We start from the raw sequence: 24,373 nt of genomic DNA on the forward strand, positions 1-24,373 counted from the left end.
GTTTTTGTGACCAAAAAATAGAACGAGAGGAGCAATGACATGCGCGATTCATATGACGTGATAATTATCGGCGGGGGCAACGCGGGGTTAGGTGTTTCCTCGGTTGTACATGAAGCCGGAAAATCGATCGCCTTCGTCGAGGCGCGCGATTTTGGCGGGACTTGCCCCAATCGCGGCTGCACGCCGAAGAAGGTTCTTGTGGCGGCTGCCCATGCGATACACGAGATCGAACAGGCCCACATCCACGGGATTGAGGTCGGCAAGCCAAAATTGAATTGGGCGAAACTGATCGAACGAGAGAAGGACCTGATCTGTTTTATCCCGGGCGCCATGCAGGAACTGGCCGAAAAGCGTGGCGAGGTGTTGCGTGGCACAGCACGCTTTGTTGGGCGAAACACCATTGAGGTCAACGGTCGTGTCATACATGGCAAAGACATTGTTGTCGCAACAGGATCAAAGCCAAGGCCGCTGCCATTTCCCGGTGCCGAGCTCATGATTACTTCGGACGAAGTACTGTCCGATGCGACATTGCCGAAAGAAGTTGTCTTTGTTGGCGGCGGTGTCATCGCCATGGAATTTGGCCACGTCTATGCGCGCGCTGGTGTTCACGTGACGATCCTTGAAGCCTTGCCGCAACTGCTGCCTCGTCTGGACAGTGATGCTGTGGCGGCGCTGCAAGCGGAAACCGAACGCCTGGGCATTGTTGTCAAAACCGGAGTATCGGTGACAGCAATCCAGCAGACGGCCGACGGGTTGAATGTTCAATACGAGCATGACGGCCGCAGTCAAAATGTTATTGCTGAACGCGTCGTAAACGGCGCTGGGCGCATCGCCAATATCGAAGGGCTGAACCTTGATGCGGCGGGTGTGGAACATGATGGGCTTCGCATTCTGATCGACGACACGATGCGGTCCATCTCCAACCCTTCGGTCTGGGTTGCAGGCGACGCGGTGGCGCAATCCGCCCAGCTTTCCCCCATCGCAACTTACGAAGGTCAGATTGTCGGCCACAACATCGTGCATGGCCCGACCAAAACGCCGGACTACACCGTGATCCCCAGTGCCGTCTACACAGTTCCGGCGCTTAGCACCGTTGGGCTTTCTGAAGAACAGGCGCAGGAAAAGGGCCTGGATGTCTCGGTTACGGTTTCCGACATGTCCGGGTGGTTTTCGACCAAGACCTACGCAGAAACCGCTGCATGGTCCAAGGTTTTGGTCGACAAAAATAGCGACCAGATTGTGGGTGCACATATTCTGGGCCACCACGGTGACGAACTGATCCATCTTTTTGCGATGGCCATGCGTCATGGCATGTCAGCTACCGATCTCAAGTCCTCGCTTTATGCGTTTCCGACCTTTGCTGCCGATATGAAATCCTTGATCTAGGCAGTTAAATGCATGCTGTTTCTTCCGGGTGGAAAGCCTGCTTGCAGGGCATTTCCCCGGAATGGCGGTTCATCTGCATGCGAACACTTTCAGGCTGACCAGTTCCACACGCAACGCGGGCTTTCTGACGTCAGCAACCGATCGGAGACATATGTCCCAAGTTCCGAACCGCTAATTTGGATTGGCCTCGGACCTGACCGTGTAGGGGTTGCATCGGCTGCCGTTCTTGTCGAAGTATGCATGGAACAAAGCGCCGGAACTGATCTCGACCAACAAAATCTTTGTCGACTGGGTAGGCTAACTGGTGCACCGGTGTTTGCCGACGCCAAGGTCTTTTCGTGTGTTGTTTTGTTCCGATTTGCGTAATAGGTTTCCGCCGAAATGATTTTGCAGCGGATGATATCGGTGGTCCTGGCGGCAATTCTGGTCTTATTGACCGGGTTCGCAAGTGTTGCCCACGACATGCCGCTGCATTGCAACGATGGACATTGTGACGAAGTTCAGTCTTCGGAGAGATCTCCGCACTTGGATCGTTTGTCGCCGACCGGCCATCACGAAACGGACGGCGCAGACCATGATGGATGCAATCCTTTCCTCTGCAACCTGATGCTCCTTGCCTCCGACACGTCGGATGCATCACCAGACCAGTTCGAACAGGTATTGAATTGGCAGGTAAGCGAACTTTCGGCGCTGCGTGAGCCGGAACATCCTGACAGACCACCTAACTTCTGAAACGGCACTTCGACGCCGGGTGCACGCGCCTGGTGTTTCTGCCTGGCCGCCGCTCAGCGCGGTCAATATTCTGTTTCATAAAGTCAGGAAGAACCATGAACCGAAAGTATCTCGTTATCGGAGTGTGTGCCGTGGCGGTCGCTGCTGCATACACTATGCTGCGGCCCGGTACGTCTGAAATTGCCACTCCGTCGTCCCCTGCCGCAGGGGGTGCCTTGGTGGCCGTTCAAATGCCCACGATCGAGGGCAAAGCCGCCATTGGTCAGCGCATCTTCGACGAGGCTTGCGCCGCGTGCCACGGCACCAATGCTGTCGGAATTGAAGGTGCCGGACCGCCACTGATCCATGTTATCTATGAACCCAGTCATCACGCCGACGAATCCTTTCAGCGCGCAGTTGCGACAGGTGTAAGAAGCCATCACTGGTCGTTCGGAGATATGCCGCCGGTCGAAGGCTTAACCCGTGGCGACGTTGCCATGGTTGTCGCCTATATCCGCGAAATCCAGCGCGCCAACGGAATTAACTGAGGAACACTCTATGAAGACGCTCAAGATCCTTTCTCTGCTTGCCACGCTTGCCACGCTTGCCACGGGTGCGCTTGCGCATTCCCGCGTGGACACGACGACGCCAGAAAACGGTGCGACGATTGCAGAAGTCCCGTCTGAAATCAGTTTCAACTTTGCGGACGACATCCGTCTGACCCGAGTGGAGATGACCCATCAGGATCTTCATTCGGTCCCACTCGACATTGGGAACCAGACCAGTTTTGATCGTCTCTTCACCCTCCCGCTTCAGGATATGGGGGCAGGCGCCTATCGCATAGAATGGCGCGGTCTGGGCGTGGACGGCCATGCGATGCAGGGCGAATTTTCCTTTACGGTTGACTGAGGATGCCGGACGTCTGGGGCATTGCCGCGATCCTGTCAAAACTCCTGCTGTATGTTGGCATTGCAGGATCCAGCGGGCTGGTGATCATGCGCGCCGCCTTTGCTGATCTCCTCTCGTCGCTGAGCGGCCGGATGCGCGTCCATACTGCGTTCTTGGCTGGGCTTGCGATAGTCGCGTCTGTCACTGGGTTCATGCTGCGCGGGGCCGCCCTGACCGGCGGCGCTGATGGGATGAGCGATCCCGAGATGCTGAGGCTTTTGTGGCAAACACCGGTCGGTGATGTTCTGATCTATCGACTGGTCGGCGCGGCCATGATCCTTGTCGGGTTGTTCGTGCCATTTGCCGGTCAATGGATATCCCTTGGTGGCGGTGTGCTGGCGCTGTGGTCGTTTGCACAGATTGGGCATGTGCCCGGCCTGGAACAAAGCGGCGTAAGGCTTCTGCTGCTTTTGCATTTGCTTTGCCTTGCGTTCTGGATCGGCATTCTTGGTCCGTTACGGCGCTTGTCGTTACAGCCCGAACGCTTGGACGAGGCAGCAGCGCTGGGGGATCGTTTCGGGCAAGCCGCCTCGGTCATTGTCCCTGCGTTGATTTTGGCGGGCTTGCTGATGTCCTGGCTTCTGTTGGGTGATCTTCGCAGCCTTTTTGTTTCGGGCTACGGGCAGGCGCTTCTCATCAAACTGGGGCTGGTGGCGTTGGTGCTTGTGATGGCAGCCGCCAACAAGTTTCGGTTTGTTCCCGCCATGCAGGCAGGTGATCACGACGCAGCGCGGCATCTGGCACGCTCCATCGAAATAGAAACTGCAATCATACTGGTCGTGTTCGCGGCAACAGCTACCCTTACCAGCGTCCTGACCCTTCCGAATTGAGGTTTAAGATGAACCGAAGAGAATTCCTGATCACGACAAGTGCAATGGCATTGGTTCCCGGCGTCGTCATCGCGGCGGCTCCATTGGACCTGATTGCACAGCCAGTCTCTGCGCAAATCCTGCCGGAAGGCGATCCGGCAACGCCGATGCTTGGCTTCAACGGCAGCACGCCCGGTCCGGTCCTTCGCGTCCGTCAGGACGAGGTGTTCGACATCCGTTTTCTCAACCAGATAGACGACGGCTCGGCGGTCCATTGGCACGGGTTGCGGACCGACAATGCGATGGACGGCGTGCCGGGCCTGACACAGGACGTTGTCGAAACGGGTGCAGAGTTCACCTATCGCTTTCGCGCGCCGGACGCCGGAACCTTCTGGTATCACTCGCATAACCGGTCCTGGGAACAGGTTGCAAAGGGGCTTTACGGCCCCCTGATCGTCGAGGAGCAATCCCCGCCTGATGTGGACCATGACGTGATCGTCATGATTGATGACTGGCGCCTGACCGAAGACGGCACACTCGCCGATGGCTTTGAGAACATGCACGATCAGGCGCATCAGGGTCGGCTTGGCAACTATGCCCGTGTGCTTTTCGAACCGGACGCGTCCGTTCGTCTTGGTGACCGTGTGCGCTTGCGGTTGATCAACGTCGCGACTGACAGGATTTTCCCGATTGAACTTGAAGGCATTGACGGCAAGACTGTTGCATTGGACGGTATGCCGCTTTCCGATCCGCAAGAGGTTTCTGACCTGGTTTTGGCCCCGGCCCAACGGGTTGATATCATAGCGGATGTCACTTCCGCTGAAACAATCGCATTTGTATTTCCGACCCGGGATGATCCTTACCTGCTGGGCGAAATCCCGGTTGAAGGCGAGAACACGGCGCGACAACCATCAGAGATATCCGCGCTGCCGCCAAACGCGACGGTGCAGCCCGACTTGGACAATGCCGTTTCCCTGACCTTGACCATGGAGGGCGGGGCCATGAGCCAAAGAATGATGCAGGGGCTGATGGAAGAGGGCATCTGGGCGTTCAACGGACAGTCCGGCCTTGCGGACACCCCGTTCCACAGCTTCCAACGCGGACAGACTGCGCGCATCCAACTGGTGAACGATACCCGCTTTCCCCATGGTATCCATCTGCACGGGCATCACTTTTTCGAGGTCGAAGCCGACGGCAATTTAAGTGCTTTCCGGGATACAACTCTGATTGATCCGGGTGAAACGCGAGAAATCGTTTGCGTGTTCGACAACCCCGGCAAATGGCTGATGCACTGTCACATGCTGGGCCATCAGGCGTCGGGCATGAAAACCTGGGTCGAGGTTGCATGAAACGCGTTCTGATCATCGCAGCCTTTAGCGTTGCAACTGGGGCGATCGCAGGTCACGAACTGGATGGCCGGGACTTGGCCAGCGGTCAGGCCCTTTACGTCCAACATTGCGCGTCCTGTCACGGTGCAAACCTCGAAGGGCAACCGAACTGGCAAACGCCAGACGAAAACGGTGTCTTGCCCGCGCCTCCCCATGATGAGACGGGACACACCTGGCATCACGACAACCTTCTTCTTTTTGAATACACCCAATTGGGTGGAGAAAAAGCTTTGGCGGCACGCGGTATCAGCGACTTCGCAAGTGGAATGCCCGGGTTTGAGGAAGTAATATCCGACGATGAAATCTGGGATATCTTAGCCTACATTAGATCGACGTGGTCTGAACGTGCTCAGGAAACTCAGGCCTCCAGAAATCCGCCGCACGACTGACACCGCTAATAGCCGGTTAACGCCGACGAACCGCGTCTGGGCGTATGCCGCACACGATGTTCTAAATTTGAACTGCTTGAAGAAGTGGTGGGCGACCCTGGAATCGAACCAGGCGTGCGTCTCCGCGAGGGAGTTACAGTCCCCTGCCACACCTTGCGGCCTGTCGCCCACTGTCAGGCGTTGCACCTGACGTGGAGGCGTGATTACTAGCGCCTTAAAGGAGCGTCAACAGGAAAATTCCGCTTTGGCGCAGGAAACCGAATTCCCGGCCCGGAGGCCCTTAAAATGAAGAAACCCAAATGGGTCGTCGAAAAGGAACAGGCGCGCAAAGCAGCCGCGTCCGAGACTGTCTGGTTGTTTGGACTGCACGCCGTCCGTGACGCGCTCATGAACCCGAAGCGTCAGAAATTGCGTCTGATCGTGACCCTGAACGCGCAGGCCAAGCTGGCGGAAGCCATTGAATTTTCAGGAATTGAAGCCGAGCTGGTTGATCCACGTAAATTCACGGCACCGATCGATCCGGGGTCGGTGCATCAGGGCGCGGCGCTTGAGGTCAAGCCGCTGGACTGGGGTGGGCTGGCCGAAAACTGCATCGGTCGTGAACACCCGCGCGTCATTCTGCTGGATCGGGTCACCGACCCGCACAACGTCGGGGCGATTCTGCGCTCGGCCGAGGTGCTGGGTGCAAGCGCCGTTGTCGGCACACGCCACCATTCCGCGCCGGAAACCGGGGCACTGGCGAAAACCGCCAGTGGCGCTCTCGAACGTCAGCCCTATCTGCGGGTGCGCAATCTGGCGGACGCAATCGTCGAGCTGCAGAATATGGGGTTTCTGGTGCTGGGGCTGGACGGCGAGGCAGATCAGACCATCGAAACCACGTTGGCGGGCAAGCTGGACCGGCCGGTTGCACTGGTGTTGGGTGCCGAAGGTCCCGGTCTGCGGCAGAAAACCAAGGAAACCGTCGATCATCTGGTGAAAATTGACGCAGCCGGCGGTTTTGGGTCGCTCAACGTCTCAAATGCGGCGGCGATTGCCCTATATGCATCGAGGCACAAATAACAGGAGAGCGTCATTCCCAGCCCGTCGAAAATTGCCACTTGCTGTTACTGCGGCACGCGTGCCGCGCTGGTTCTGCAGGGAAAACAACGTCACGAGCTCAGCTGTTCCAGTTGTGGCGCCCCCCTGAACGACCTCAAGATGTTGCCCAAACGAAAGCTGACGAAAGAAAGGCGAGCGCGTCCGGCCAAGTCCAAGGCCCGAACGCCGAAATACAAATACAAGAAACGGAAAAAAGGTGTATTCTCGCGCGTGCTGGATGAAGCCTGGGATGTGATCGAAGATATCTTCGACTGACTTGTTTCTTCGGCGACACGGGTGTTCACAACCGCGTCAAGGGGGGTTTCATGGCGCTGAAAAAATTGCATTTTGACGGTCTCGAATTCTAAGAACTCAGACCGACGATGCTGACCCGACGTTTCTTCATTGGCGCAATGGCCGCTATCATGTTCGCACCTGCCGTCCAGGCGCAGGAGGCGCCCGTCTATTTTGCCACTGATGGTGCGGCAATGGCGGGCTATGATCCCGTGTCCTATTTCGTGGATGACGCGCCGGTGCTGGGCCATGCCGAGCATTCGTTGATGTGGAAAGGCGTCGAATGGCATTTCGCATCAGCCGAGAACCAGGAGCGGTTCGAGCGTGATCCGCGCGCCTTTGCGCCTCAGTTCGGCGGATACTGCGCCTATGCTATGGCCCTGGGCCTTCTGTCCAGCACCGACCCGATGGCGTGGAGGGTCGTGGATGGCAGGCTTTATTTGGTGCATTCGCTCGCGATCGAGAAAGTGTGGCAGGAAGACATGGCGCTGAACATTCGCATGGCCGAGGAGCACTGGCCCTCGGTTCTGTACAAGTGACAGGCGAAATTTCGCGTTTTTTTGATCTGTCATCACAAAAATGCGCGCGCCCTCTTTTTTTTGTCGAACTCATGCCTAAATGTCACAGTGACCGCGGAACGGAACTGCCGCGGGTCATTTCACTGTCCCTCGTTCCAACAACTGGCGCTCAGGTCCGACCTGGGCGCTTTTTTCTTTTGAACGCAGCGATTAGGGTGCCCTCATGGCAGATTATTCCGATGAGTTCCTGAAAGGCATCCTGCAACGCACCAAAGTTGTGGCGGTCGTTGGGGTGTCGATGAACCCGGTGCGGCCCAGTTATTACGTGGCGCGATACCTTTCGCTGAAAGGATACCGGGTCATTCCGGTCAATCCGGGGCATGCAGGGAAGCAATTGTTCGGTCAGACCGTTCATGCCTCGTTGTCGGATATTGCCGAACCTGTCGACATGGTGGACATATTTCGCAGATCCGAAGCCGTGCCACCGATTGTGGACGAAGCTTTGCAGGTTTTTCCAAAGCTCAGGACAGTCTGGATGCAGATCGGTGTCGAACATGAAGGCGCGGCAGCAGTTGCACAGGCCAGAGGTGTCGATGTGGTCATGAACCGATGCCCGAAAATCGAATATCAGCGGCTTTTCGGGGAATTGCGCATGGGCGGGTTTGCCACCGGGATCATATCGTCAAAGCTGTGACCGTCAGCCGCCGCCTGCCGTTTTCAGCCGGGCAACTTGTTCCAGTCGCCGCTTTTCCAGAACCTGATCGCGCGGGACCCACTCGTAACGTGTGTCCTCGACCAAAGGTCCCCAGTACAGCACTCCACCATACCGCCACGGGTCCAGTACGATCCCTTCGTACATGGTTTCTCCGCGTCGGCTGATAATGGCGGTCGAGTGGTCGATTCGGAACGGGTTGTCGGCATTGGCGATGGCGCGGTGCAGGGTCAGTGTTTCGAACTCTTCCTGTTTTAGGCGCCGTTCAATGTCTTCGGCCCAGTGCCAGCACAATCCGCGCGGACGCAAGCCCTTATTGACCTTTGCGTTATGGATCAGCGGCGGGTCGGTGATCTCATATTCCTCGACCAACTGCGCGGTGTAGCTGTAGGCGACCCGCGCCGCGCGCTGCGCTTCTGCGGGGTCGATATCGGGTCCGAGGCTTTGGATTTTCGCTGCCAGCCGTTGAACCTCGTCCCCGGTGGAACGGGGCGGCGCAGAACAGGCCGCCAGGATGGCAAGCGTCGCCACAAAAACCAATGCTCTGATCATCGCGCGCGTTCCCTGATCTGTGGCACCCTGACACAGCACTATAGCGGGCAGGAGCAGCGCACGAAACCCACGCTTAGCTCTTGGGACGCGCCGCTTTTTCGGCAATGCCGCTGATGCCCTGACGCCGGGCAAGCTCGTTCAGAACGTCATCCAGCGCCACATCACGGGCGGCCAGCATCACCAGCAGGTGATACAGTACATCCGCCGCCTCGGACGTCAGTCTGGCCCGATCGCCCTTGATGGCTTCGATGATGGCCTCGATGGCCTCTTCGCCGAACTTCTCGGCACACTTTTCGGGGCCCTTGGCAAGCAGTTTGGCGGTCCAGCTCAACTCGGGGTCGGTTCCCTTACGCGCTTCGATGGTTGCGGCCAGTTCGTGCAGGATGCTCATGTCAGCCTCATCGGGATGCCTGCGGCGGCCATGTGTTCCTTGGCCTCGCGGATGGTGTATTCGCCGAAATGGAAGATCGAAGCCGCCAATACCGCGCTGGCGCCACCTTCGGTCACGCCTTCGACCAGATGATCCAGATTGCCGACCCCGCCCGATGCGATCACCGGTACATCTACCGCGTCCGAGATCGCGCGGGTCAGGGGCAGGTTGAACCCGGATTTGGTGCCGTCACGATCCATCGAAGTCAGCAGGATTTCCCCTGCGCCCTTGGCGACCACGGTTCTTGCAAACTCGACCGCGTCAATGCCGGTTGGTTTGCGCCCCCCGTGGGTAAAGATCTCCCACTTGCCGAGGCTGACGGTTTTGGCATCGATGGCGACCACGATGCACTGGCTGCCGAACTGATCGGCGGCCTCGGCCACAACATCCGGGTTCGCCACGGCGGCCGAGTTGAAACTGACCTTGTCGGCACCTGCCAGCAGCAGCGCGCGGACATCTTCCCTGGTGCGGACACCACCGCCCACCGTCAGCGGAACAAAACACTGTTCCGCCGTGCGCTGCACCACATCGAACATGGTGCCCCGGTTTTCATGGGTGGCGTGAATATCCAGAAAGCAGATTTCGTCCGCGCCGGCGGCATCATAGGCCTTGGCCGATTCCACCGGGTCGCCCGCATCGCGCAAGCCGACGAAATTGACGCCCTTAACCACGCGGCCATCGGCAACATCAAGGCAGGGAATGATCCGTGTTTTCAGCATGGCATGTCCTTTGTTGGCGCACCTCTACCGGCAAAGCCCCGCCGATGCCAGACTTGTGATTGCCACATCTCTCGAACCTGTGAAAACTGGTCCTTATTTCATCCGGAGATCAATGAGATGCGTAACCTCTTTTTGACGACCACATTCATATTCACAGGAGCTGTCGCCGCGATGGCTGACGATATCATCAAAGTAGAGACAGCCAAATCCGTGTCCGAGGCGATGGACGCGCTCGAGGCCGCAGTCGGCAATGCGGGCGCCACGGTTTTCGCGCGTGTCGATCACGCAGCGGGCGCCGAGAAGGTGGGTATGACCATCCCGGCCAATCAGGTGCTGATCTTCGGCAATCCGGCGCTGGGCACACCCGCCATGCAGGCCGACCCGCGCGCAGGTCTGTTCCTGCCGCTGAAAGTGCAGGCCTACGAGGACGAAAACGGGCAGGTCTGGCTGACCTATGAAGACCCGAAAGAAACCATGGACGAGCTTGACGCGGTCGAGAATTCCCCGGTCATCGAGAATATGCGTGGGGCACTGGCCAAGCTGACATCGGTCGCCGCTCAGTAGTCAGCTCAGGGCGCGAATGGCCTCGTTCAGATCGATCGCGCCGTCATAGAGCGCCCGGCCGGAGATTGCGCCGTTAAGTTCGACCCCGCAATCACGCAAGGCGATCAGGTCGTCCAGCGAGCTAACTCCGCCCGATGCGATGACCGGGATCGACACGGCGCGGGCCAGTGCCGCAGTGGCCTCGATATTGGGGCCCTGCATCGCTCCGTCGCGGTTGATGTCGGTGTAGATGATCGCGGCAACACCCGCATCCTCGAAGCTTCGGGCAAGATCCGTGACCTGCACATCGGTTTCTTCGGCCCAGCCCTTGGTGGCGACCATGCCATTGCGTGCGTCGATACCGACGGCGACGTGGCCGGGGAACTCTTGTGCCGCTTGACGCACCAGATCGGGGTTCTCGACGGCGACAGTGCCCAGAATGACGCGCGCGAGCCCCTTATCGAGCCATGTTTCGATTGTTGCCATGTCACGGATGCCGCCACCCAGTTGGGCGGGCACATCACAGGCTTTCAAAATCGCCTCGACCGGAGCGGCATTGACGGGTTCCCCTGCAAAGGCGCCATTCAGATCGACCAGATGCAGCCACTCGCAACCCGCTTCGACGAAGGCGCGGGCCTGCGCGGCGGGGTCTTCGTTGAACACCGTGGCCTTGTCCATTTCACCGCGCAGCAGGCGCACGGCCTGGCCGTCTTTTAGGTCGATGGCGGGGTAGAGGATCATGTCGGGCGGCCCTATATCAATGTTATCCGCGCGGGATATCGCACACACAGGGCAGGGGATGCAACGCGACGCAAAGTCAATCTTGCCCGACGGCGACCGGCGCGCCAGACTGCTTGCAAAACAGGGAGGATATCATGAGGAAATTCGTTCTGGCCGCAGGGTTTGCCGCCTTGGCAAGCAGCGCTTATGCGGCCGATCCGGTTGATGGCATCTGGAAAACCCAACCCGGTGACACCGGCGGGTATCTGCATGTTTCCATCGGATCGTGCGGCAGCGCCGTCTGCGGCACCATCGACACGGCGTTTGATGCCAACGGCAATGAGCAGCTGGACTACGAGAATTTGGGCAAACAGATTATCTGGGACATGGTTCCGGAAGGTGGCGGGGCCTATGACAACGGCAAGATCTGGGCGCCAGACCGCGACAAGACCTACAACTCGAAAATGACGCTGGACAGCCAGAACCAGCTGACCGTGAAAGGTTGCGTTGCCGGTGGCCTGATCTGCCGTGGGCAAACCTGGACACGCGTGCAATAGGCCGTCACGGAGCCCAGGTCAGGAAATTTCCGATCATACGCAGGCCGACATCCTGACTTTTCTCGGGGTGGAACTGCATCCCGACCATCGTGTCACGGCCAATCACGGCCGTGACCTCTTGGCCGTAATCCACATAGGCCAACCTCTGCGCCGGGTCCGTCACGCGGAAATGGTAGGAGTGCACGAAATAGGCGTGATCACCTGATTTCACCCCTTCAAACACCGGGTGTCTGCTTTCCAGAACCAGATCGTTCCAGCCCATATGTGGTACTTTCAACGCATGGTCTGACGGCTCGATCCGAACCACGTCGCCCGCGATCCAATCCAAACCATCGGTTTCACGGTATTCATGGCCTTTCGAGGCCATCAGCTGCATGCCCACACAGATACCCAGAAACGGGCGACCCTTTTGTTCGACCGCCTCGACCATCGCGTCATAGATACCCTTATGGCCGCGCAGTTCGGCGGCACAGGCTGGAAACGCACCATCGCCGGGCAGAACCAGCCGATCGGCCCGCGCGACAACATCTGCGTCCGAGGTCACGACGACCTCACCCACATCCAGTTCACGCGCCATGCGCTGAAACGCCTTTTCAGCGGAATGCAGATTGCCGCTTTCGTAGTCGATAATGGTAGTCAGCATCTACAATGCGCCTTTGGTCGACGGAATCGCATCGGCCTTGCGCGGGTCGGTCTCAACCGCCAGCCGAAGGGCACGGGCAACCGCCTTAAAGGCCGCCTCGGCGATATGGTGGCTGTTGAAACCGTGTATCTGGTCGATATGCAGGGTGATACCGCCATGGGTGCTGAGCGCCTGAAAGAACTCGCGCACCAGTTCGGTGTCGAAGGTCCCGATCTTGGGTGTCGGCAAATCCACGTTCCAGATCAGGAACGGACGGCCCGACAGATCCAGCGCACAGCGCACCTGAGCGTCATCCATCGGCAGGTGGCACTCGCCATAGCGGCGGATACCCTTCTTGTCGTCCAATGCCTGCGTCAGCGCCTGACCCAGTGCGATGCCTGTGTCCTCGACCGTGTGGTGATCGTCGATGTGATAATCGCCCTTGGCGCGGATCGTGATGTCGATAAGCGAATGGCGCGCCAGTTGGTCCAGCATGTGATCGAAGAAGCCAACGCCGGTCTGGTTGTCATACTGGCCGGTGCCGTCCAGATTGACCTCGACCGTGATCTCGGTCTCGGCGGTCTGACGGCTAATCTTTGCGCTGCGCATGGGCGAATTCCTTTTGATACAGGCGCGCTTATAGACGGGGATCGCCGGGCATATCCAGACCAAGCATCACATGCGCGCCAAACTGTTGCAGGGGATTGCGCCCGGGCGCGGCCCATGCCAGCCTGCGCGCAACTCAACAAACAGGGTCAACCCCATGTCCGCCTGCGTTTTCATCCAGATCCGCTGTAAACCCGGTTCCACCTACAAGGTCGCCGAAGAAATCGCTCTGCGCGAAATCCATTCCGAGCTTTACTCGACCAGCGGCGAATACGACCTGCTGCTGAAACTCTATATCCCCGAAACCGAGGATGTGGGGCACTTCATCAACGAAAACCTGCTGGTGATTCCCAATATCGAACGATCCCTGACCACGATGACGTTCAAGGCGTTCTGAACGTTACCCCAGCTCGAACGTCGTGATCCCATAGATACGGTGCAGATCAATTTCCGGCGCGTGGCTGGAATACATGCGGCCGGTTTCGAACACTTTGGTCAACCCCAGTTGTTGCGCCATCGCCATCGCTTGCGTGTTGGGGTTGGGCATGTCGATAAAGACCTCGGCATCCATCTGGTCAGCCGGAAGCGTCATCAGCAGCGACACCAAAAGCGCCTGCGCGATCTCGGGTGTGTCCGCAAACAATGGCCCTACCTTGTACCCGGCCAAACATCGGCGCAGCGTTGCATAGCCTCTGATCCGGCCGCCTTCCTCAAACACCCGCGAGGTATGGTTGGGTGCATCCAGCCAGGCCTGCAGGAACGTGTCGCGCGGGGCAGGAAACAGGCCCCGATCATAAGACTTCAGCTCATCCGTAAGTGTGTCGATCAGTGAAACCTGACCGTGGCCGGAACGGCCCAGGGCGTTGAGGATTTCACCCGCTGTGCCCGAAAATCGGTAGTTGTCATAAGCCAGTTCGAACCCGAACTTCCGGTAATTGTCCTGCTGTTCGACGACCCCGTCCATGCCCATGTTCCGATGTTCGCAATGCGCCTTGACGGCCTCGGCAACCTGCAGCCCGTAGCCCGATCCACGATATTCGGGCAGGACGATGTAAAAACCCAGAAACGAGTAGGTGTCGTCGTAATTCACGGCCGAGGCAGACGCGATCATCTTGCCATCCAGAAATCCGCCCTTGAATCCTTCGGGATCGGAGCTGCGGAAGCACACGGCGTCGTGAAGGCCGGGGTTCCAACCTTCGCGGCCGGCCCAATCAACAGCCGTCTGGACCTCATCCGCTGTCAGAGCGCGAATTACGTATTCTGGCATGGCGCATCTCCGTCGTGATTGCGTGCGACCCGAGAATGCCGCAGCAGACAACAAAGAACCAGAAATTTAAGGGAGGTTGGTATCTGGAGCGGGCGAGGCGATTCGAACGCCCGACCCTAACCTTGGCAAGGTTATGCTCTACCCCTGAGCTACGCCCGCATCAGATACAAATGTTGGTCCAAAGACCTCTCAATGGAGCGGGCGAGGCGATTCGAACGCCCGACCCTAACCTTGGCAAGGTTATGCTCTACCCCTGAGCTACGCCCGCGCCGTTGAGTGAGGCGTGAAGTATAAATTCTGGCGCAAAGCTGCAAGAGGAAAAACGCATCTTCCGCAAAATTTCTTTTCTGGCGACGGAAATCCGGGCCCCATCCGTTCAACTGTCTGAACACGTCAGGAAAGAACGGCGGAAGCGACAGATGAACCCGAAAGAAACCCTGAAACTCTCGGTGCTGGTTGTTTCGATGCTCATGGCGGGCATCGTGGCGCAGGCCGGTGGCGACAAAGGGCAGACCGCCCAACAGATATGGCAGCCTGCATGCCCGGTTGAAGTCGAGGTGCTGGCCGGCTGACCCTAAAGCGCCAGCACGAGGTTGGTGACCGCAGCGACCAGAATGGCGGCAAATGTCAGCAACATTCCCGTCCGGCGCAGAATCACGATCTGAGGTGTGCGCCCGAATCCGTAGGCATGCAGCAATCGTCCGGACAGAATCGCCAAACCCATCAGGTTGACCAGAACGCCCCCCGCACCTTGAATTTCGGCCATGGCGATCAGCAACAGCGTGAACGGCGCGTATTCGACGCAGTTGGAATGCGTGCGGATGGCCTTGATCAGCGCCTTGTTGCCGCCGTCGCCGACCGAGATTTGCCCCATAAACCGCTGCCGGATGACGTTAAGGCTGAGCGCGAGAAACAGGAGGGCAATCAGCGCGGCGTAGATCGGGGTAATGGTCAGCATGGCGTGGCTCCGCAGGGGCATGAAAAAGGGCCGCGCAGTGTCCTGCGCGGCCCGGCTGACATTAACCTGTTTGTCGGCTTATTCCAGTTCGACCAAAAGGTCCTTTGCGTCAATCTGGCCGCCGGGCTGAATGTGAACCGCTTTGACCACCGCATCGCGCTCGGCATGGATGCCGGTTTCCATCTTCATCGCTTCGATGGTCAGCAGCAGGTCGCCTTCCTTGACCTCCTGACCGGCGGTGACTGAAACGGTCGCGACAACGCCCGGCATCGGTGCGCCGATATGGTTGGGATTGCCGGCCTCGGCCTTGGGCCGGGCCTGCGTGGTCGAAGTCACCAGGCGGTTCGGCACCCGGATGACACGGGGCTGACCATTGAGTTCAAAGAAAACTTTGACCTCGCCCTTTTCATCGGTTTCACCAATCGCCTGACAGCGGATTTCAAGCGTTTTGCCCGGATCGATTTCGGCCGTGATTTCTTCGCCCGGCTCCATGCCGTAGAAGAAGGTGCGCGTTGGCAGGGTCCGGACCGGGCCGTAAACCCGGTGGCGGCCCATGTAGTCCAGGAAGACCTTGGGATACATCAGGTATCCGTTCAGATCCTCGTCATCGACCTCCTTGCCTTCCAGTTGCTTGGACAGTTCGGCGCGGGTGGCCTCAAGATCCACGGCGGGAACGTCCTTGCCAGGGCGCTGGGTGTTGGGCGCTTCGTCCTTGAGGACCTTCTTGATGATCGTGTCGGGGAACCCGCCCGGAGGCTGACCCAGATTGCCGCGCATCATGTCGACGACAGAATCCGGGAAGGCCACATCCGTTTCGGGGCTTTCCACGTCGGCACGGGTCAGCCCCTGGCTGACCATCATCAGCGCCATGTCACCGACCACCTTGGAGGACGGCGTCACCTTAACGATGTCCCCGAACATCTGGTTCACGTCGGCATACATCTGCGCCACCTCGTGCCAGCGTTCCTCCAGCCCAAGCGAACGCGCCTGCGCCTTGAGGTTGGTGAACTGGCCGCCGGGCATCTCGTGCAGGTACACCTCGGAGGCGGGGGCCTGCAGGCTGGATTCAAAGGCCGCATATTGGCCGCGCACCGCTTCGAAGTAATCACTGATCTCGCGGATCGCCTTGATATCCAGTCCGGTGTCGCGTTCGGTATGGCGCAGCGCCTCGACAACGGTGCCCAGCGTCGCCTGGCTGGTGTTGCCACTGAAGCTGTCCATCGCGCAATCCACCGCGTCCACGCCCGCCTCGGACGCGGCCAGAATGGTGGCGCTGGCGATTCCGGCAGTGTCATGAGTGTGGAAGTGGATCGGCAAGCCGACCTCTTCTTTCAGAGCGCGGATGAGGATTTTGGCCGAGGCCGGTTTCAGCAGACCCGCCATATCCTTGAGGCCCAGAACATGTGCACCTGCGTCGCGCAGTTCCTTGGCCATGCCGACATAGTATTTCAGGTCATACTTGGCGCGATCGGGATCCAGAATGTCACCGGTATAGCAGACGGTGCCTTCACAGATCTTGCCGTTTTCAACCACTGCATCCATGGCCACGCGCATGTTCTCGACCCAGTTCAGCGAGTCGAATACGCGGAAGACGTCGATATTCTTCGAGGCCTGACGCACGAACTCCTGCACCACGTTGTCGGGGTAGTTGGTATAGCCGACCCCGTTCGCGCCGCGCAGAAGCATCTGTGTCATCAGGTTCGGCATCGCCTCGCGCAGGTCACGCAGACGCTGCCACGGGCATTCCTGAAGAAAGCGATAGGCCACGTCAAAGGTCGCGCCGCCCCAGCATTCAACGCTGAACAGTTGCGGCAGGTTCGCCGCATAGGTCGGCGCCACCTTGATCATGTCGATCGACCGCATCCGGGTCGCCAGCAGGGATTGGTGGCCGTCCCGCATGGTGGTGTCGGTGATCAGCAACTGCCGCTGCGCTTTCATCCAGTCGGCCACGGCCTGCGGGCCCTTCTGCTCCAGCAGGTTGCGGGTGCCCATTTTGGGCTCACCCTTCAGGGCAGGGGGCTTGGCCTCTTTCAGATCGGCGCGCGGTTCGGGACGATCCTTGGTCTCGGGGTGCCCGTTCACGGTAATGTCCGCGATATAGGTCAGAACCTTGGTGCCCCGATCCCGACGGCGTTTGAACTGGAACAGGTCTGGCGTCGTGTCGATGAACTTGGTGGTGTATTCGTTCGACAGGAAGGTCGGGTGCTTCAGCAGGTTGATGACAAAGTCGATATTGGTGCTGACGCCGCGGATGCGGAATTCACGCAGCGCGCGGTCCATCCGATGGATCGCCTTGTCCGGCGTTGGTGCCCAAGCGGTCACCTTGGTCAGCAGCGAGTCGTAGTACCGCGTGATCACTCCGCCCGCATAGGCCGTGCCGCCGTCCAGACGGATGCCCATACCGGTGGCCGAGCGATAGGCGGTGATGCGGCCATAATCGGGGATGAAGTTATTCTGCGGGTCCTCGGTTGTGATCCGGGTTTGCAGGGCGTGGCCGTTCAGTTGAACGTCCGACTGGCTGGTGGCACCGGTCGCTTCGGCCAGCGTCTTGCCCTCGGCGATCAGGATCTGGGCTTGTACGATGTCGATGCCGGTAACTTCCTCGGTGACGGTGTGTTCCACCTGAACGCGCGGGTTGACCTCGATGAAGTAGAATTTGCCGGTTTCCATATCCATCAGGAATTCGACCGTGCCCGCGCATTCATAGTTCACATGGGCACAGATCTTGCGGCCCAGTTCACAGATTTCGGCACGCTGCTCCTCGCTCAGGTAAGGGGCGGGGGCGCGTTCCACGACCTTCTGGTTCCGGCGCTGGACCGAACAGTCGCGTTCGTAGAGATGGTAGATCTCGCCATGCTTGTCGCCCAGAATCTGAACTTCAACATGCCGGGCGCGGGTGATCATCTTTTCCAGATAACCCTCGCCATTGCCGAACGCGGCTTCGGCTTCGCGACGACCTTCCAGGACTTTCTCTTCCAGTTCGTCCTCGGACTCGATCGGGCGCATACCGCGCCCGCCGCCTCCCCAGGACGCCTTGAGCATAAGCGGATAGCCGATCTGGGCGGCTTCCTTGCGGATCGCGTCCATGTCATCGCCCAAAACCTCGGTCGCAGGGATCACCGGAACTCCTGCCTCGATGGCGACGCGACGGGCACTGGCCTTGTCGCCAAGCGCGCGCATGGTCTTGGCCTTGGGACCGATGAAAGTGATGCCGTTCTGCACGCAGGCATCCACGAAATCGGGATTCTCGGACAACAGACCGTAACCGGGGTGGATTGCATCAGCGCCGCATTCTTTGGCAACACGGATGATCTCGTCTATGCTCAGATAAGCGGCAACCGGCCCCATCCCCTCGCCAATGCGATATGCCTCATCCGCTTTAAAGCGATGCAGGCCAAGCTTGTCCTCCTCGGCAAAGACGGCAACGGTGCGTTTGCCCATCTCGTTGGCCGCGCGCATCACGCGAATAGCAATCTCGCCGCGATTGGCGATCAGGATCTTTTTGAAGTCGGTCATGTCAGGTCCCGGTCTTTATGGTGTGGCCGTGTTCATAGGCGGACAATACGCGCACGTATATCAGTCGTTCTGGGTAGAACCGGCATGTTATCGCTCGCAAACGCCGCCTGTTGGCGCAATCTACTTACACATGCTGCGATGCAGCATCAATATTTGTGATTGCAGATGTCACATTTTGTAAACTTGCAAGGCCCAACTGGCCCATATTGGCCTTCAGATCCTGCCGCAGGATGTCGATGACATGAGCGGGGCCGCGTTCGCCTAACGCCGCCAGACCAAAGAGAAACCCACGCCCCAGCATGACAAAATCCGCGCCAAGGGCCAGCGCGCGAAGGATGTCCAGCCCACCTTCAATACCACTGTCAAAGATAATCGGCAGGTCCGTCGCTGCGCGTATGGCCGGTAGCGCGTCAATACTGGCGGGCGCGCCGTCAAACTGACGGCCGCCGTGATTCGACACCCATATGGCGTCAACGCCCGCCTTTTGCAGCGAAACGGCATCTTCCGGCCGCAGGACGCCTTTGACGACAAACGCGCCATCCCAGTTGTCGCGCAGCCAGGACACGTACTCCATGTCCGGCGACGTTCTCAGAAGATACCCGATATGTGACGTAGGAGGGAGGTTGAGGCTACTGTCCGAATACTTCTCGAGCGTGCGCATTCTGGGTGGTCCCCTACGCAGCATCCCCCTTGCCCAGGCCGGGCATCGCGCAATCTGTGCCAGCAGGCGCGGTGTCAGCCTTGGCGGATGCGTCAACCCGGACTGCACCTGCCGTTCGCGCCGAGATGCAACCGGTACATCCGCAGTCAGCACCAGCGTCCGGAATCCCGCATCGCGCGCGCGGGCCAGCATATCGGTGCGGATGTCGGGATCTCGAGGCGGATACAATTGAAACCAGGCGTTTTCGCCGATGTGGCCGGCCAGATCTTCGGGCATCTGGCTGGCGACCGTAGACAAGGTGTAAGGTATGTTGGCCGCGGCCGCAGCGCGGGCCAATATGCCTTCGGCATCCGGCCAGACCAACCCCGACATTCCAATGGGGGCGATACCGAACGGCAGGGCGCAGTCGTGATCCAGCAGCTTCTTGCTTGTGTCGAACTCCAGTTCGCCATGCAGGATCGACGGGGTCAGTGTAACCCGGTCCAGCGCTTCGCGGTTGCGCCGGATCAGGGTTTCAGCGCCGGTGCCACTTTCCACAAATTCCCAGACAAAGCGCGGCAACCGACGCCGCGCAAGTCGTTTCAAATCGGCAATGCCGGGATATGCACTGTGCAGGTCCATGAGGATTGATCCGATTTGCCGCGCGATTCGGCAAGTTTTTCAAGCGGCTGTCGAGGAAGACGGTTTGATTTTGACCCCCTTGTTCCGAACCAGGCTGTCCCCGATGTCTGCGCCGCAGGACGCGGAACTGGCGACCTGCACCTGATTTCGGCCCCGGTCCTTGGCGGTATGGAGCGCTTCATCCGCCGCGCGCGGAAGATCCTGCGGCATGGTTTCGTGCGCCGGGTAATGGGCGACCCCCACCGAAATCGTAATGCGGGGCAGGGATTTTTCACTATATCTGACCGCAACGGATTCAACCGCCTGCCGTACTTTTTCTGCGCGGGTCAAGGCATCGACGGACCTGCCAATTATATTCGACGGTGGTATTGAAGATGGGCAGGACACCCTTCGCGCGCGGGTACGGCGTAAATCCCCCAACCGGCAGTTGCCGTTAGGGCGATAAGCATCTGCGAAACGCCTACCATTTTCAGCCGCGAACTTCGCACTGCCCATGTCGCCTGCTTCGTCATATGCTCTCCCACAGCAATGGACCGGGCATCAGAAACAAACTTTTGCAGAAAGGTAAGATCGCCGGATGTACACAAAGGTTTAATCTGGAATCCAGTATATTATCTTCTGCGATTTCTTTGTGAACAAGCCGTGAACAAACCCTTTCCCTCGGGCCGCATCCGGCGTAGTTTGGGGGCATGAGCAGTTTTGACGAAATGGACGCCTTCGAGGGCGCATCGCTGTCCCAAAAGGCAATGGCCGCGCGTGCCGTGCCTTACCTGGATGATCTCAACCCGGCGCAGCGCGATGCGGTTGAACGGCTTGACGGTCCGGTTCTGATGCTGGCCGGGGCAGGGACCGGCAAGACCAAGGCACTCACGACCCGGATCGCGCACCTGCTGAATACCGGTCGCGCGCGCCCCAACGAGATCTTGTCGGTGACATTCACCAACAAGGCTGCGCGTGAAATGAAAGAGCGTGTCGGCCGCCTGCTCGGCCAGCCTGCCGAAGGGATGCCGTGGCTTGGCACGTTCCATTCGATTTGCGTCAAGCTGCTGCGACGCCACGCCGAACTTGCGGGGCTGAAATCGAACTTCACGATTCTGGATGGCGACGACCAGTTGCGCCTGCTCAAGCAACTGGTGCAGGCGGCCAATATCGATGACAAGCGCTGGCCTGCGCGGATGCTGGCGGGAATCATCGATGACTGGAAAAACCGTGCACTGACACCCGACAAGATACCTGCTGCTGATGCCGGAGCCTATAATCACAAGGGCGTCGACCTTTACGCCCAGTACCAGACCCGTCTGCGCGAGCTGAACGCGGTGGATTTCGGTGATCTGCTTTTGCACATGGTCACGATCTTTCAGATACATGCGGATGTGCTGGAACAATACCAGCGGTGGTTCCGTTACATTCTGGTGGACGAGTATCAGGACACCAACATCGCCCAGTACCTGTGGCTGCGGTTGCTGGCGGGCGGTCACAAGAACATCTGTTGCGTGGGCGATGATGACCAGTCGATCTATGGCTGGCGCGGGGCCGAGGTGGGCAACATTCTGCGGTTCGAGAAAGACTTCCCCGGCGCCTATGTCGTCCGGCTTGAACAGAACTACCGCTCGACCCCGCATATCCTCGCCGCCGCGTCGAATGTCATTCGCGGCAATGAAAATCGCCTGGGCAAAGAGCTTTGGACCGACGCGCAGGACGGCGAGAAGGTCCGGCTGATTGGCCATTGGGATGGCGAAGAAGAAGCGCGCTGGATTGGCGAGGAAATCGACGCGATGCAGGGCGGCACCCGTGGCGTGCGGCCGATGAACCTTGATGAAATCGCCATTCTCGTGCGCGCCAGCCACCAGATGCGTGCCTTCGAGGACCGTTTTCTGACCATTGGATTGCCCTACAAGGTCATCGGCGGCCCGCGGTTCTATGAGCGGATGGAGATCCGCGATGCCATGGCCTATTTCCGGCTGGTCATCAGCCCCGAAGACGATCTGGCGTTCGAGCGGATCGTGAATACGCCCAAGCGTGGCCTCGGCGACAAGGCGCAGCAGACGATTCAGGCGACCGCCCGACAGAATGGCGTCTCTCTGGTCGAAGGCGCGCGGGTCGCGGTCGAACTAGGGCTGATCAAGGGCAAGGGCGGCACGGCCTTGCGCCAGCTTGTCGATGGGCTGGCCCGCTGGAACGCAATGACCCGGGGTCCAAGGATCGAGGTTGACGACGATTCCGTCATTGATGATGGCACCGCTCCCATTCGTTTTGGCGAACCGGAACATACTCATATTGAACTGGCGCAGATCATCCTCGACGAATCCGGCTATACGGCGCACTGGCAGAACGACAAGAATCCAGATTCCCCGGGGCGGCTGGAAAACCTCAAGGAACTGGTCAATCAGTTGGACAACTTTGAAAACCTGCAGGGCTTTCTGGAACATGTCAGTCTGGTGATGGATAACGAGCAGGAATCGGATGGCGCGAAAGTGTCGATCATGACCCTGCATGCCGCCAAAGGTCTGGAATTTCCCGCTGTGTTCCTGCCGGGGTGGGAGGACGGGTTGTTCCCCTCGCAACGGTCGATGGACGAAGCTGGCCTCAAGGGCCTCGAGGAGGAACGGCGGCTGGCTTATGTTGGCATCACCCGCGCGGAGGAGGTCTGCACGATTTCCTTTGCCGCCAACAGGCGCGTTTTTGGTCAATGGCAGAATTCGATGCCGTCCCGGTTTATCGATGAGCTGCCCGAAGATCATGTGGAGGTTCTGACGCCTCCGGGTCTCTACGGTGGCGGTCAGACCACGGCCGGGATTGAAGCCCGCGCCGCCGAAGCAAACGTTTACAACTCGCCCGGCTGGAAACGGATGCAGGCGCGGCAGGGCCAGTATGGCATGTCGCAACCGCGCGAAAGCCGCAACACCGTCATCGATGCGACCGCGGTGGCAAGTTTCACGCTGGGCGAACGGGTATTCCACCAGAAATTTGGCTATGGCGCAGTGATCGGTATTGAAGGGGACAAGGTCGAGGTCGATTTTGACAAGGCGGGCATGAAGAAGGTTGTCTCGCGCTTTCTGTCCGCCAAGGATGACGTTCCGTTTTAAAGGCCTTCGACCAGAACCATGTTTGCCGTCGCGGTCGCGTGCCGGATTTTCGCCAGTTCGACGTAGTCGGGATCGTCTTTCCATGCCTTTGCGGCTTCGATCGACGGAAACTCCATAAGGACTATCCCTTCCTCAGCCCAGGTGCCCTCGATCACGTCCACTGGTTTGGATGATACTGTCAGAAGGCGACCTCCGTGCCTGTCAAAGACCGGCATGAACCCTTCAAGGTATTTCTGGTATCCGTCTGGGTCGTGAATTGTGATCTGGGCGATGAAATATGCAGCCATTGGAAACTCCTGAAACTTCGGTTCCGGCTTCACCTTACACACACAAGCACAAACAAAAAACGGCGGTTCCCAGGGAGGAGAAAGGGGAACCGCCGTTCTTTTCAACATCGAGGCAGGGAGGAGGAAGGCCCCGATGTATCCGAACCCGGGTCTGATCCCGGTATGAGGAAGACGCGGCGACACAAGGGAGGAGAATAAGTGTCGCCGCGTGCTTTCAACATCGGGGTAGGGAGGAGGAGAGCCCCGATGTGTCATGTCCCGGCTGTCAGGGCCGGTATTTGGGGCGGCAGCATCAGGGAGGAGGAGAGATGCCGCCGCCGAAATGCAGGTCCAAAGGGAGGAGGACGGACCTGATCTCGTTAATCTGTTGTGCGCTTACTGCGCGGTGTAATCCGCAGCGGCCTGCAGGGCCAGTTGACGGATCATCGAGCGTTGCAGGCCCAGATCGGCCAGTTCGCGGTTCGACAGGCCCGACAGTTCGTTGAGTGTCTGGCGGTACAGGCGATAGCGAACAAAACGTGTTTTTACTGCTTCAAACAGTGCCACCAGCCCGGTTGCCGGTGCATTGCCAAGCGCGGAGTGGTTGGTTGCGACTGCCATTTTCAATGCCTCTGACTTGATCGTTTGCCGAAGTGTTCCGGCGTTTGCTTGAGGATGAAAATAGGCAAATGCTGCAGATGCACAATAGCGGGCGTCGTCAATGCCGCTATGCAGCAAATGCATAGATATCAAATTGTTGGGGCGGTCGCGGCCAAGGGCAGCGGGTGCCGTAGGGTCACCTTTGGGGCTTCGGCGGGTGTGCATTTGGGTGAAGCTGTCCGGCGCATGGGCGTGATGGCGGAATGGAAATGGTGTCCAGGCCGATCGTTCGGCACATGCACATTCACATGTTAAGGGGCCCTTGCATTCCGGATGGGAATTCATGGGCTGCCGGTGTTCTTGCGATGTGTGTGGGGAAACTGCGCCATTCGACACGGTTGATTCGAGGCGGTGTTC

Annotated in this window: 28 protein-coding genes, 3 tRNA genes and 1 pseudogene; 16 read left to right on the forward strand and 16 right to left on the reverse strand. The window is 58.8% G+C overall.

What is annotated here, in order from left to right:
* Nucleotides 1–39 precede the first annotated feature (39 nt).
* The 7 genes from ACR0CG_RS11825 (at nt 40) to ACR0CG_RS11855 (ending at nt 5,631) form a co-directional block, all read left to right on the forward strand.
* Complete coding sequence (locus ACR0CG_RS11825) at nt 40–1,386, forward strand: dihydrolipoyl dehydrogenase family protein (protein WP_480525070.1); 1,347 nt, start codon at nt 40–42, stop codon at nt 1,384–1,386.
* 381 nt (nt 1,387–1,767) lie between these two features.
* The gene (locus tag ACR0CG_RS11830; RefSeq protein WP_480525072.1) at nt 1,768–2,118 is read left to right on the forward strand and encodes a hypothetical protein; all 351 of its coding nucleotides are present in this window, start codon (nt 1,768–1,770) and stop codon (nt 2,116–2,118) included.
* Nucleotides 2,119–2,213: 95 nt separating this feature from the next.
* Nucleotides 2,214–2,645: a c-type cytochrome gene (locus ACR0CG_RS11835; RefSeq protein ID WP_480525073.1), complete on the forward strand. Its 432-nt coding sequence runs from the start codon at nt 2,214–2,216 to the stop codon at nt 2,643–2,645.
* Nucleotides 2,646–2,655: 10 nt separating this feature from the next.
* Nucleotides 2,656–3,006 (forward strand): copper resistance CopC family protein, encoded by a 351-nt coding sequence (locus ACR0CG_RS11840; protein WP_480525074.1) that lies wholly within the window; start codon nt 2,656–2,658, stop codon nt 3,004–3,006.
* A gap of 2 nt (nt 3,007–3,008) precedes the next feature.
* Nucleotides 3,009–3,875 (forward strand): copper resistance D family protein, encoded by an 867-nt coding sequence (locus tag ACR0CG_RS11845; protein WP_480525076.1) that lies wholly within the window; start codon nt 3,009–3,011, stop codon nt 3,873–3,875.
* Between the two features lie 8 nt (nt 3,876–3,883).
* Nucleotides 3,884–5,203 carry a multicopper oxidase family protein gene (locus ACR0CG_RS11850; protein WP_480525078.1) on the forward strand — a complete coding sequence of 440 codons (1,320 nt, stop codon included), beginning with the start codon at nt 3,884–3,886 and terminating at the stop codon, nt 5,201–5,203.
* A complete protein-coding gene (locus ACR0CG_RS11855; RefSeq protein ID WP_480525080.1) occupies nt 5,200–5,631 on the forward strand; it encodes a c-type cytochrome in 432 nt (143 codons plus the stop codon). The genes ACR0CG_RS11850 and ACR0CG_RS11855 overlap by 4 nt, the downstream gene beginning before the upstream one ends.
* Before the next feature lie 85 nt (nt 5,632–5,716).
* On the opposite strand, the gene ACR0CG_RS11860 is transcribed toward ACR0CG_RS11855, so the two are convergent.
* Nucleotides 5,717–5,800, reverse strand: a tRNA-Tyr gene (locus ACR0CG_RS11860).
* A gap of 116 nt (nt 5,801–5,916) precedes the next feature.
* Between ACR0CG_RS11860 and rlmB the strand changes: the two genes are divergently transcribed.
* The 4 genes from rlmB (at nt 5,917) to ACR0CG_RS11880 (ending at nt 8,214) form a co-directional block, all read left to right on the forward strand.
* Nucleotides 5,917–6,690, forward strand: coding sequence for a 23S rRNA (guanosine(2251)-2'-O)-methyltransferase RlmB (gene rlmB, locus ACR0CG_RS11865; protein ID WP_170615167.1), 774 nt, complete (start codon nt 5,917–5,919; stop codon nt 6,688–6,690).
* A 12-nt stretch (nt 6,691–6,702) separates the two neighbouring features.
* Complete coding sequence (locus tag ACR0CG_RS11870) at nt 6,703–6,984, forward strand: hypothetical protein (RefSeq protein WP_480525280.1); 282 nt, start codon at nt 6,703–6,705, stop codon at nt 6,982–6,984.
* A gap of 107 nt (nt 6,985–7,091) precedes the next feature.
* Nucleotides 7,092–7,541: a YHS domain-containing (seleno)protein gene (locus tag ACR0CG_RS11875; protein ID WP_480525083.1), complete on the forward strand. Its 450-nt coding sequence runs from the start codon at nt 7,092–7,094 to the stop codon at nt 7,539–7,541.
* A 202-nt stretch (nt 7,542–7,743) separates the two neighbouring features.
* Entirely contained in the window at nt 7,744–8,214 is a 471-nt protein-coding gene (locus ACR0CG_RS11880; RefSeq protein WP_480525085.1) for a CoA-binding protein, read from the forward strand.
* A 3-nt stretch (nt 8,215–8,217) separates the two neighbouring features.
* On the opposite strand, the gene ACR0CG_RS11885 is transcribed toward ACR0CG_RS11880, so the two are convergent.
* The 3 genes from ACR0CG_RS11885 to hisF all read right to left on the reverse strand — a co-directional run bounded on the left by ACR0CG_RS11885 (nt 8,218) and on the right by hisF (nt 9,933).
* Entirely contained in the window at nt 8,218–8,784 is a 567-nt protein-coding gene (locus ACR0CG_RS11885) for a hypothetical protein (RefSeq protein ID WP_170615173.1), read from the reverse strand.
* A gap of 73 nt (nt 8,785–8,857) precedes the next feature.
* A complete protein-coding gene (locus ACR0CG_RS11890) occupies nt 8,858–9,175 on the reverse strand; it encodes a phosphoribosyl-ATP diphosphatase (protein WP_480525087.1) in 318 nt (105 codons plus the stop codon).
* A complete protein-coding gene (gene hisF, locus ACR0CG_RS11895; RefSeq protein WP_480525088.1) occupies nt 9,172–9,933 on the reverse strand; it encodes an imidazole glycerol phosphate synthase subunit HisF in 762 nt (253 codons plus the stop codon). Before hisF ends, ACR0CG_RS11890 begins: the two co-directional genes overlap by 4 nt.
* A gap of 171 nt (nt 9,934–10,104) precedes the next feature.
* Here hisF and ACR0CG_RS11900 point away from each other — a divergent pair, with 171 nt between their 5' ends.
* Nucleotides 10,105–10,497, forward strand: a complete 393-nt coding sequence (locus ACR0CG_RS11900; RefSeq protein WP_480525090.1) for a DUF302 domain-containing protein — start codon at nt 10,105–10,107, stop codon at nt 10,495–10,497.
* Here ACR0CG_RS11900 and hisA read toward each other — a convergent pair whose 3' ends face one another.
* The gene (hisA, locus tag ACR0CG_RS11905) at nt 10,498–11,217 is read right to left on the reverse strand and encodes a 1-(5-phosphoribosyl)-5-[(5-phosphoribosylamino)methylideneamino]imidazole-4-carboxamide isomerase (protein WP_170615179.1); all 720 of its coding nucleotides are present in this window, start codon (nt 11,215–11,217) and stop codon (nt 10,498–10,500) included.
* A gap of 134 nt (nt 11,218–11,351) precedes the next feature.
* On the opposite strand from hisA, the gene ACR0CG_RS11910 reads away from it, so the two are divergent.
* A complete protein-coding gene (locus ACR0CG_RS11910; RefSeq protein WP_480525092.1) occupies nt 11,352–11,753 on the forward strand; it encodes a DUF2147 domain-containing protein in 402 nt (133 codons plus the stop codon).
* A gap of 4 nt (nt 11,754–11,757) precedes the next feature.
* On the opposite strand, the gene hisH is transcribed toward ACR0CG_RS11910, so the two are convergent.
* Both hisH and hisB read right to left on the reverse strand, forming a co-directional pair.
* A complete protein-coding gene (gene hisH / locus ACR0CG_RS11915; RefSeq protein WP_480525094.1) occupies nt 11,758–12,396 on the reverse strand; it encodes an imidazole glycerol phosphate synthase subunit HisH in 639 nt (212 codons plus the stop codon).
* On the reverse strand, nt 12,397–12,984 hold the full coding sequence (gene hisB / locus ACR0CG_RS11920; protein ID WP_480525096.1) for an imidazoleglycerol-phosphate dehydratase HisB: 588 nt from the start codon (nt 12,982–12,984) through the stop codon (nt 12,397–12,399).
* 154 nt (nt 12,985–13,138) lie between these two features.
* Here hisB and ACR0CG_RS11925 point away from each other — a divergent pair, with 154 nt between their 5' ends.
* A complete protein-coding gene (locus ACR0CG_RS11925) occupies nt 13,139–13,378 on the forward strand; it encodes an Lrp/AsnC ligand binding domain-containing protein (RefSeq protein ID WP_480525098.1) in 240 nt (79 codons plus the stop codon).
* A 3-nt stretch (nt 13,379–13,381) separates the two neighbouring features.
* On the opposite strand, the gene ACR0CG_RS11930 is transcribed toward ACR0CG_RS11925, so the two are convergent.
* The 3 genes from ACR0CG_RS11930 to ACR0CG_RS11940 all read right to left on the reverse strand — a co-directional run bounded on the left by ACR0CG_RS11930 (nt 13,382) and on the right by ACR0CG_RS11940 (nt 14,516).
* Complete coding sequence (locus tag ACR0CG_RS11930) at nt 13,382–14,248, reverse strand: GNAT family N-acetyltransferase (protein ID WP_480525100.1); 867 nt, start codon at nt 14,246–14,248, stop codon at nt 13,382–13,384.
* An 84-nt stretch (nt 14,249–14,332) separates the two neighbouring features.
* A tRNA-Gly gene (locus ACR0CG_RS11935) sits at nt 14,333–14,407 on the reverse strand.
* Nucleotides 14,408–14,441: 34 nt separating this feature from the next.
* Nucleotides 14,442–14,516: transfer RNA gene (locus tag ACR0CG_RS11940), tRNA-Gly, on the reverse strand.
* 151 nt (nt 14,517–14,667) lie between these two features.
* Here ACR0CG_RS11940 and ACR0CG_RS11945 point away from each other — a divergent pair.
* Complete coding sequence (locus tag ACR0CG_RS11945) at nt 14,668–14,820, forward strand: hypothetical protein (protein ID WP_480525102.1); 153 nt, start codon at nt 14,668–14,670, stop codon at nt 14,818–14,820.
* Between the two features lie 2 nt (nt 14,821–14,822).
* On the opposite strand, the gene ACR0CG_RS11950 is transcribed toward ACR0CG_RS11945, so the two are convergent.
* From ACR0CG_RS11950 to ACR0CG_RS11965, 4 genes and pseudogenes are all read right to left on the reverse strand, one after another.
* Nucleotides 14,823–15,206: an MAPEG family protein gene (locus tag ACR0CG_RS11950; RefSeq protein ID WP_170615194.1), complete on the reverse strand. Its 384-nt coding sequence runs from the start codon at nt 15,204–15,206 to the stop codon at nt 14,823–14,825.
* A gap of 78 nt (nt 15,207–15,284) precedes the next feature.
* The gene (locus tag ACR0CG_RS11955; protein WP_480525105.1) at nt 15,285–18,722 is read right to left on the reverse strand and encodes a pyruvate carboxylase; all 3,438 of its coding nucleotides are present in this window, start codon (nt 18,720–18,722) and stop codon (nt 15,285–15,287) included.
* Nucleotides 18,723–18,846: 124 nt separating this feature from the next.
* The gene (locus tag ACR0CG_RS11960) at nt 18,847–20,004 is read right to left on the reverse strand and encodes an alpha-hydroxy acid oxidase (RefSeq protein WP_480525107.1); all 1,158 of its coding nucleotides are present in this window, start codon (nt 20,002–20,004) and stop codon (nt 18,847–18,849) included.
* Between the two features lie 39 nt (nt 20,005–20,043).
* Nucleotides 20,044–20,340 (reverse strand): annotated as a pseudogene (locus ACR0CG_RS11965) (GGDEF domain-containing protein); the annotation flags it as partial.
* Nucleotides 20,341–20,693: 353 nt separating this feature from the next.
* On the opposite strand from ACR0CG_RS11965, the gene ACR0CG_RS11970 reads away from it, so the two are divergent.
* Nucleotides 20,694–23,090, forward strand: coding sequence for an ATP-dependent helicase (locus ACR0CG_RS11970; RefSeq protein WP_480525109.1), 2,397 nt, complete (start codon nt 20,694–20,696; stop codon nt 23,088–23,090).
* Here ACR0CG_RS11970 and ACR0CG_RS11975 read toward each other — a convergent pair.
* Complete coding sequence (locus tag ACR0CG_RS11975; RefSeq protein ID WP_480525110.1) at nt 23,087–23,377, reverse strand: DUF1330 domain-containing protein; 291 nt, start codon at nt 23,375–23,377, stop codon at nt 23,087–23,089. The genes ACR0CG_RS11970 and ACR0CG_RS11975 overlap by 4 nt on opposite strands.
* Before the next feature lie 375 nt (nt 23,378–23,752).
* Nucleotides 23,753–23,977, reverse strand: a complete 225-nt coding sequence (locus tag ACR0CG_RS11980; protein ID WP_170615206.1) for a DUF1127 domain-containing protein — start codon at nt 23,975–23,977, stop codon at nt 23,753–23,755.
* Between the last annotated feature and the right edge of the window lie 396 nt (nt 23,978–24,373).

It is taken from the genome of Ruegeria sp. AB8 (assembly GCF_056542605.1).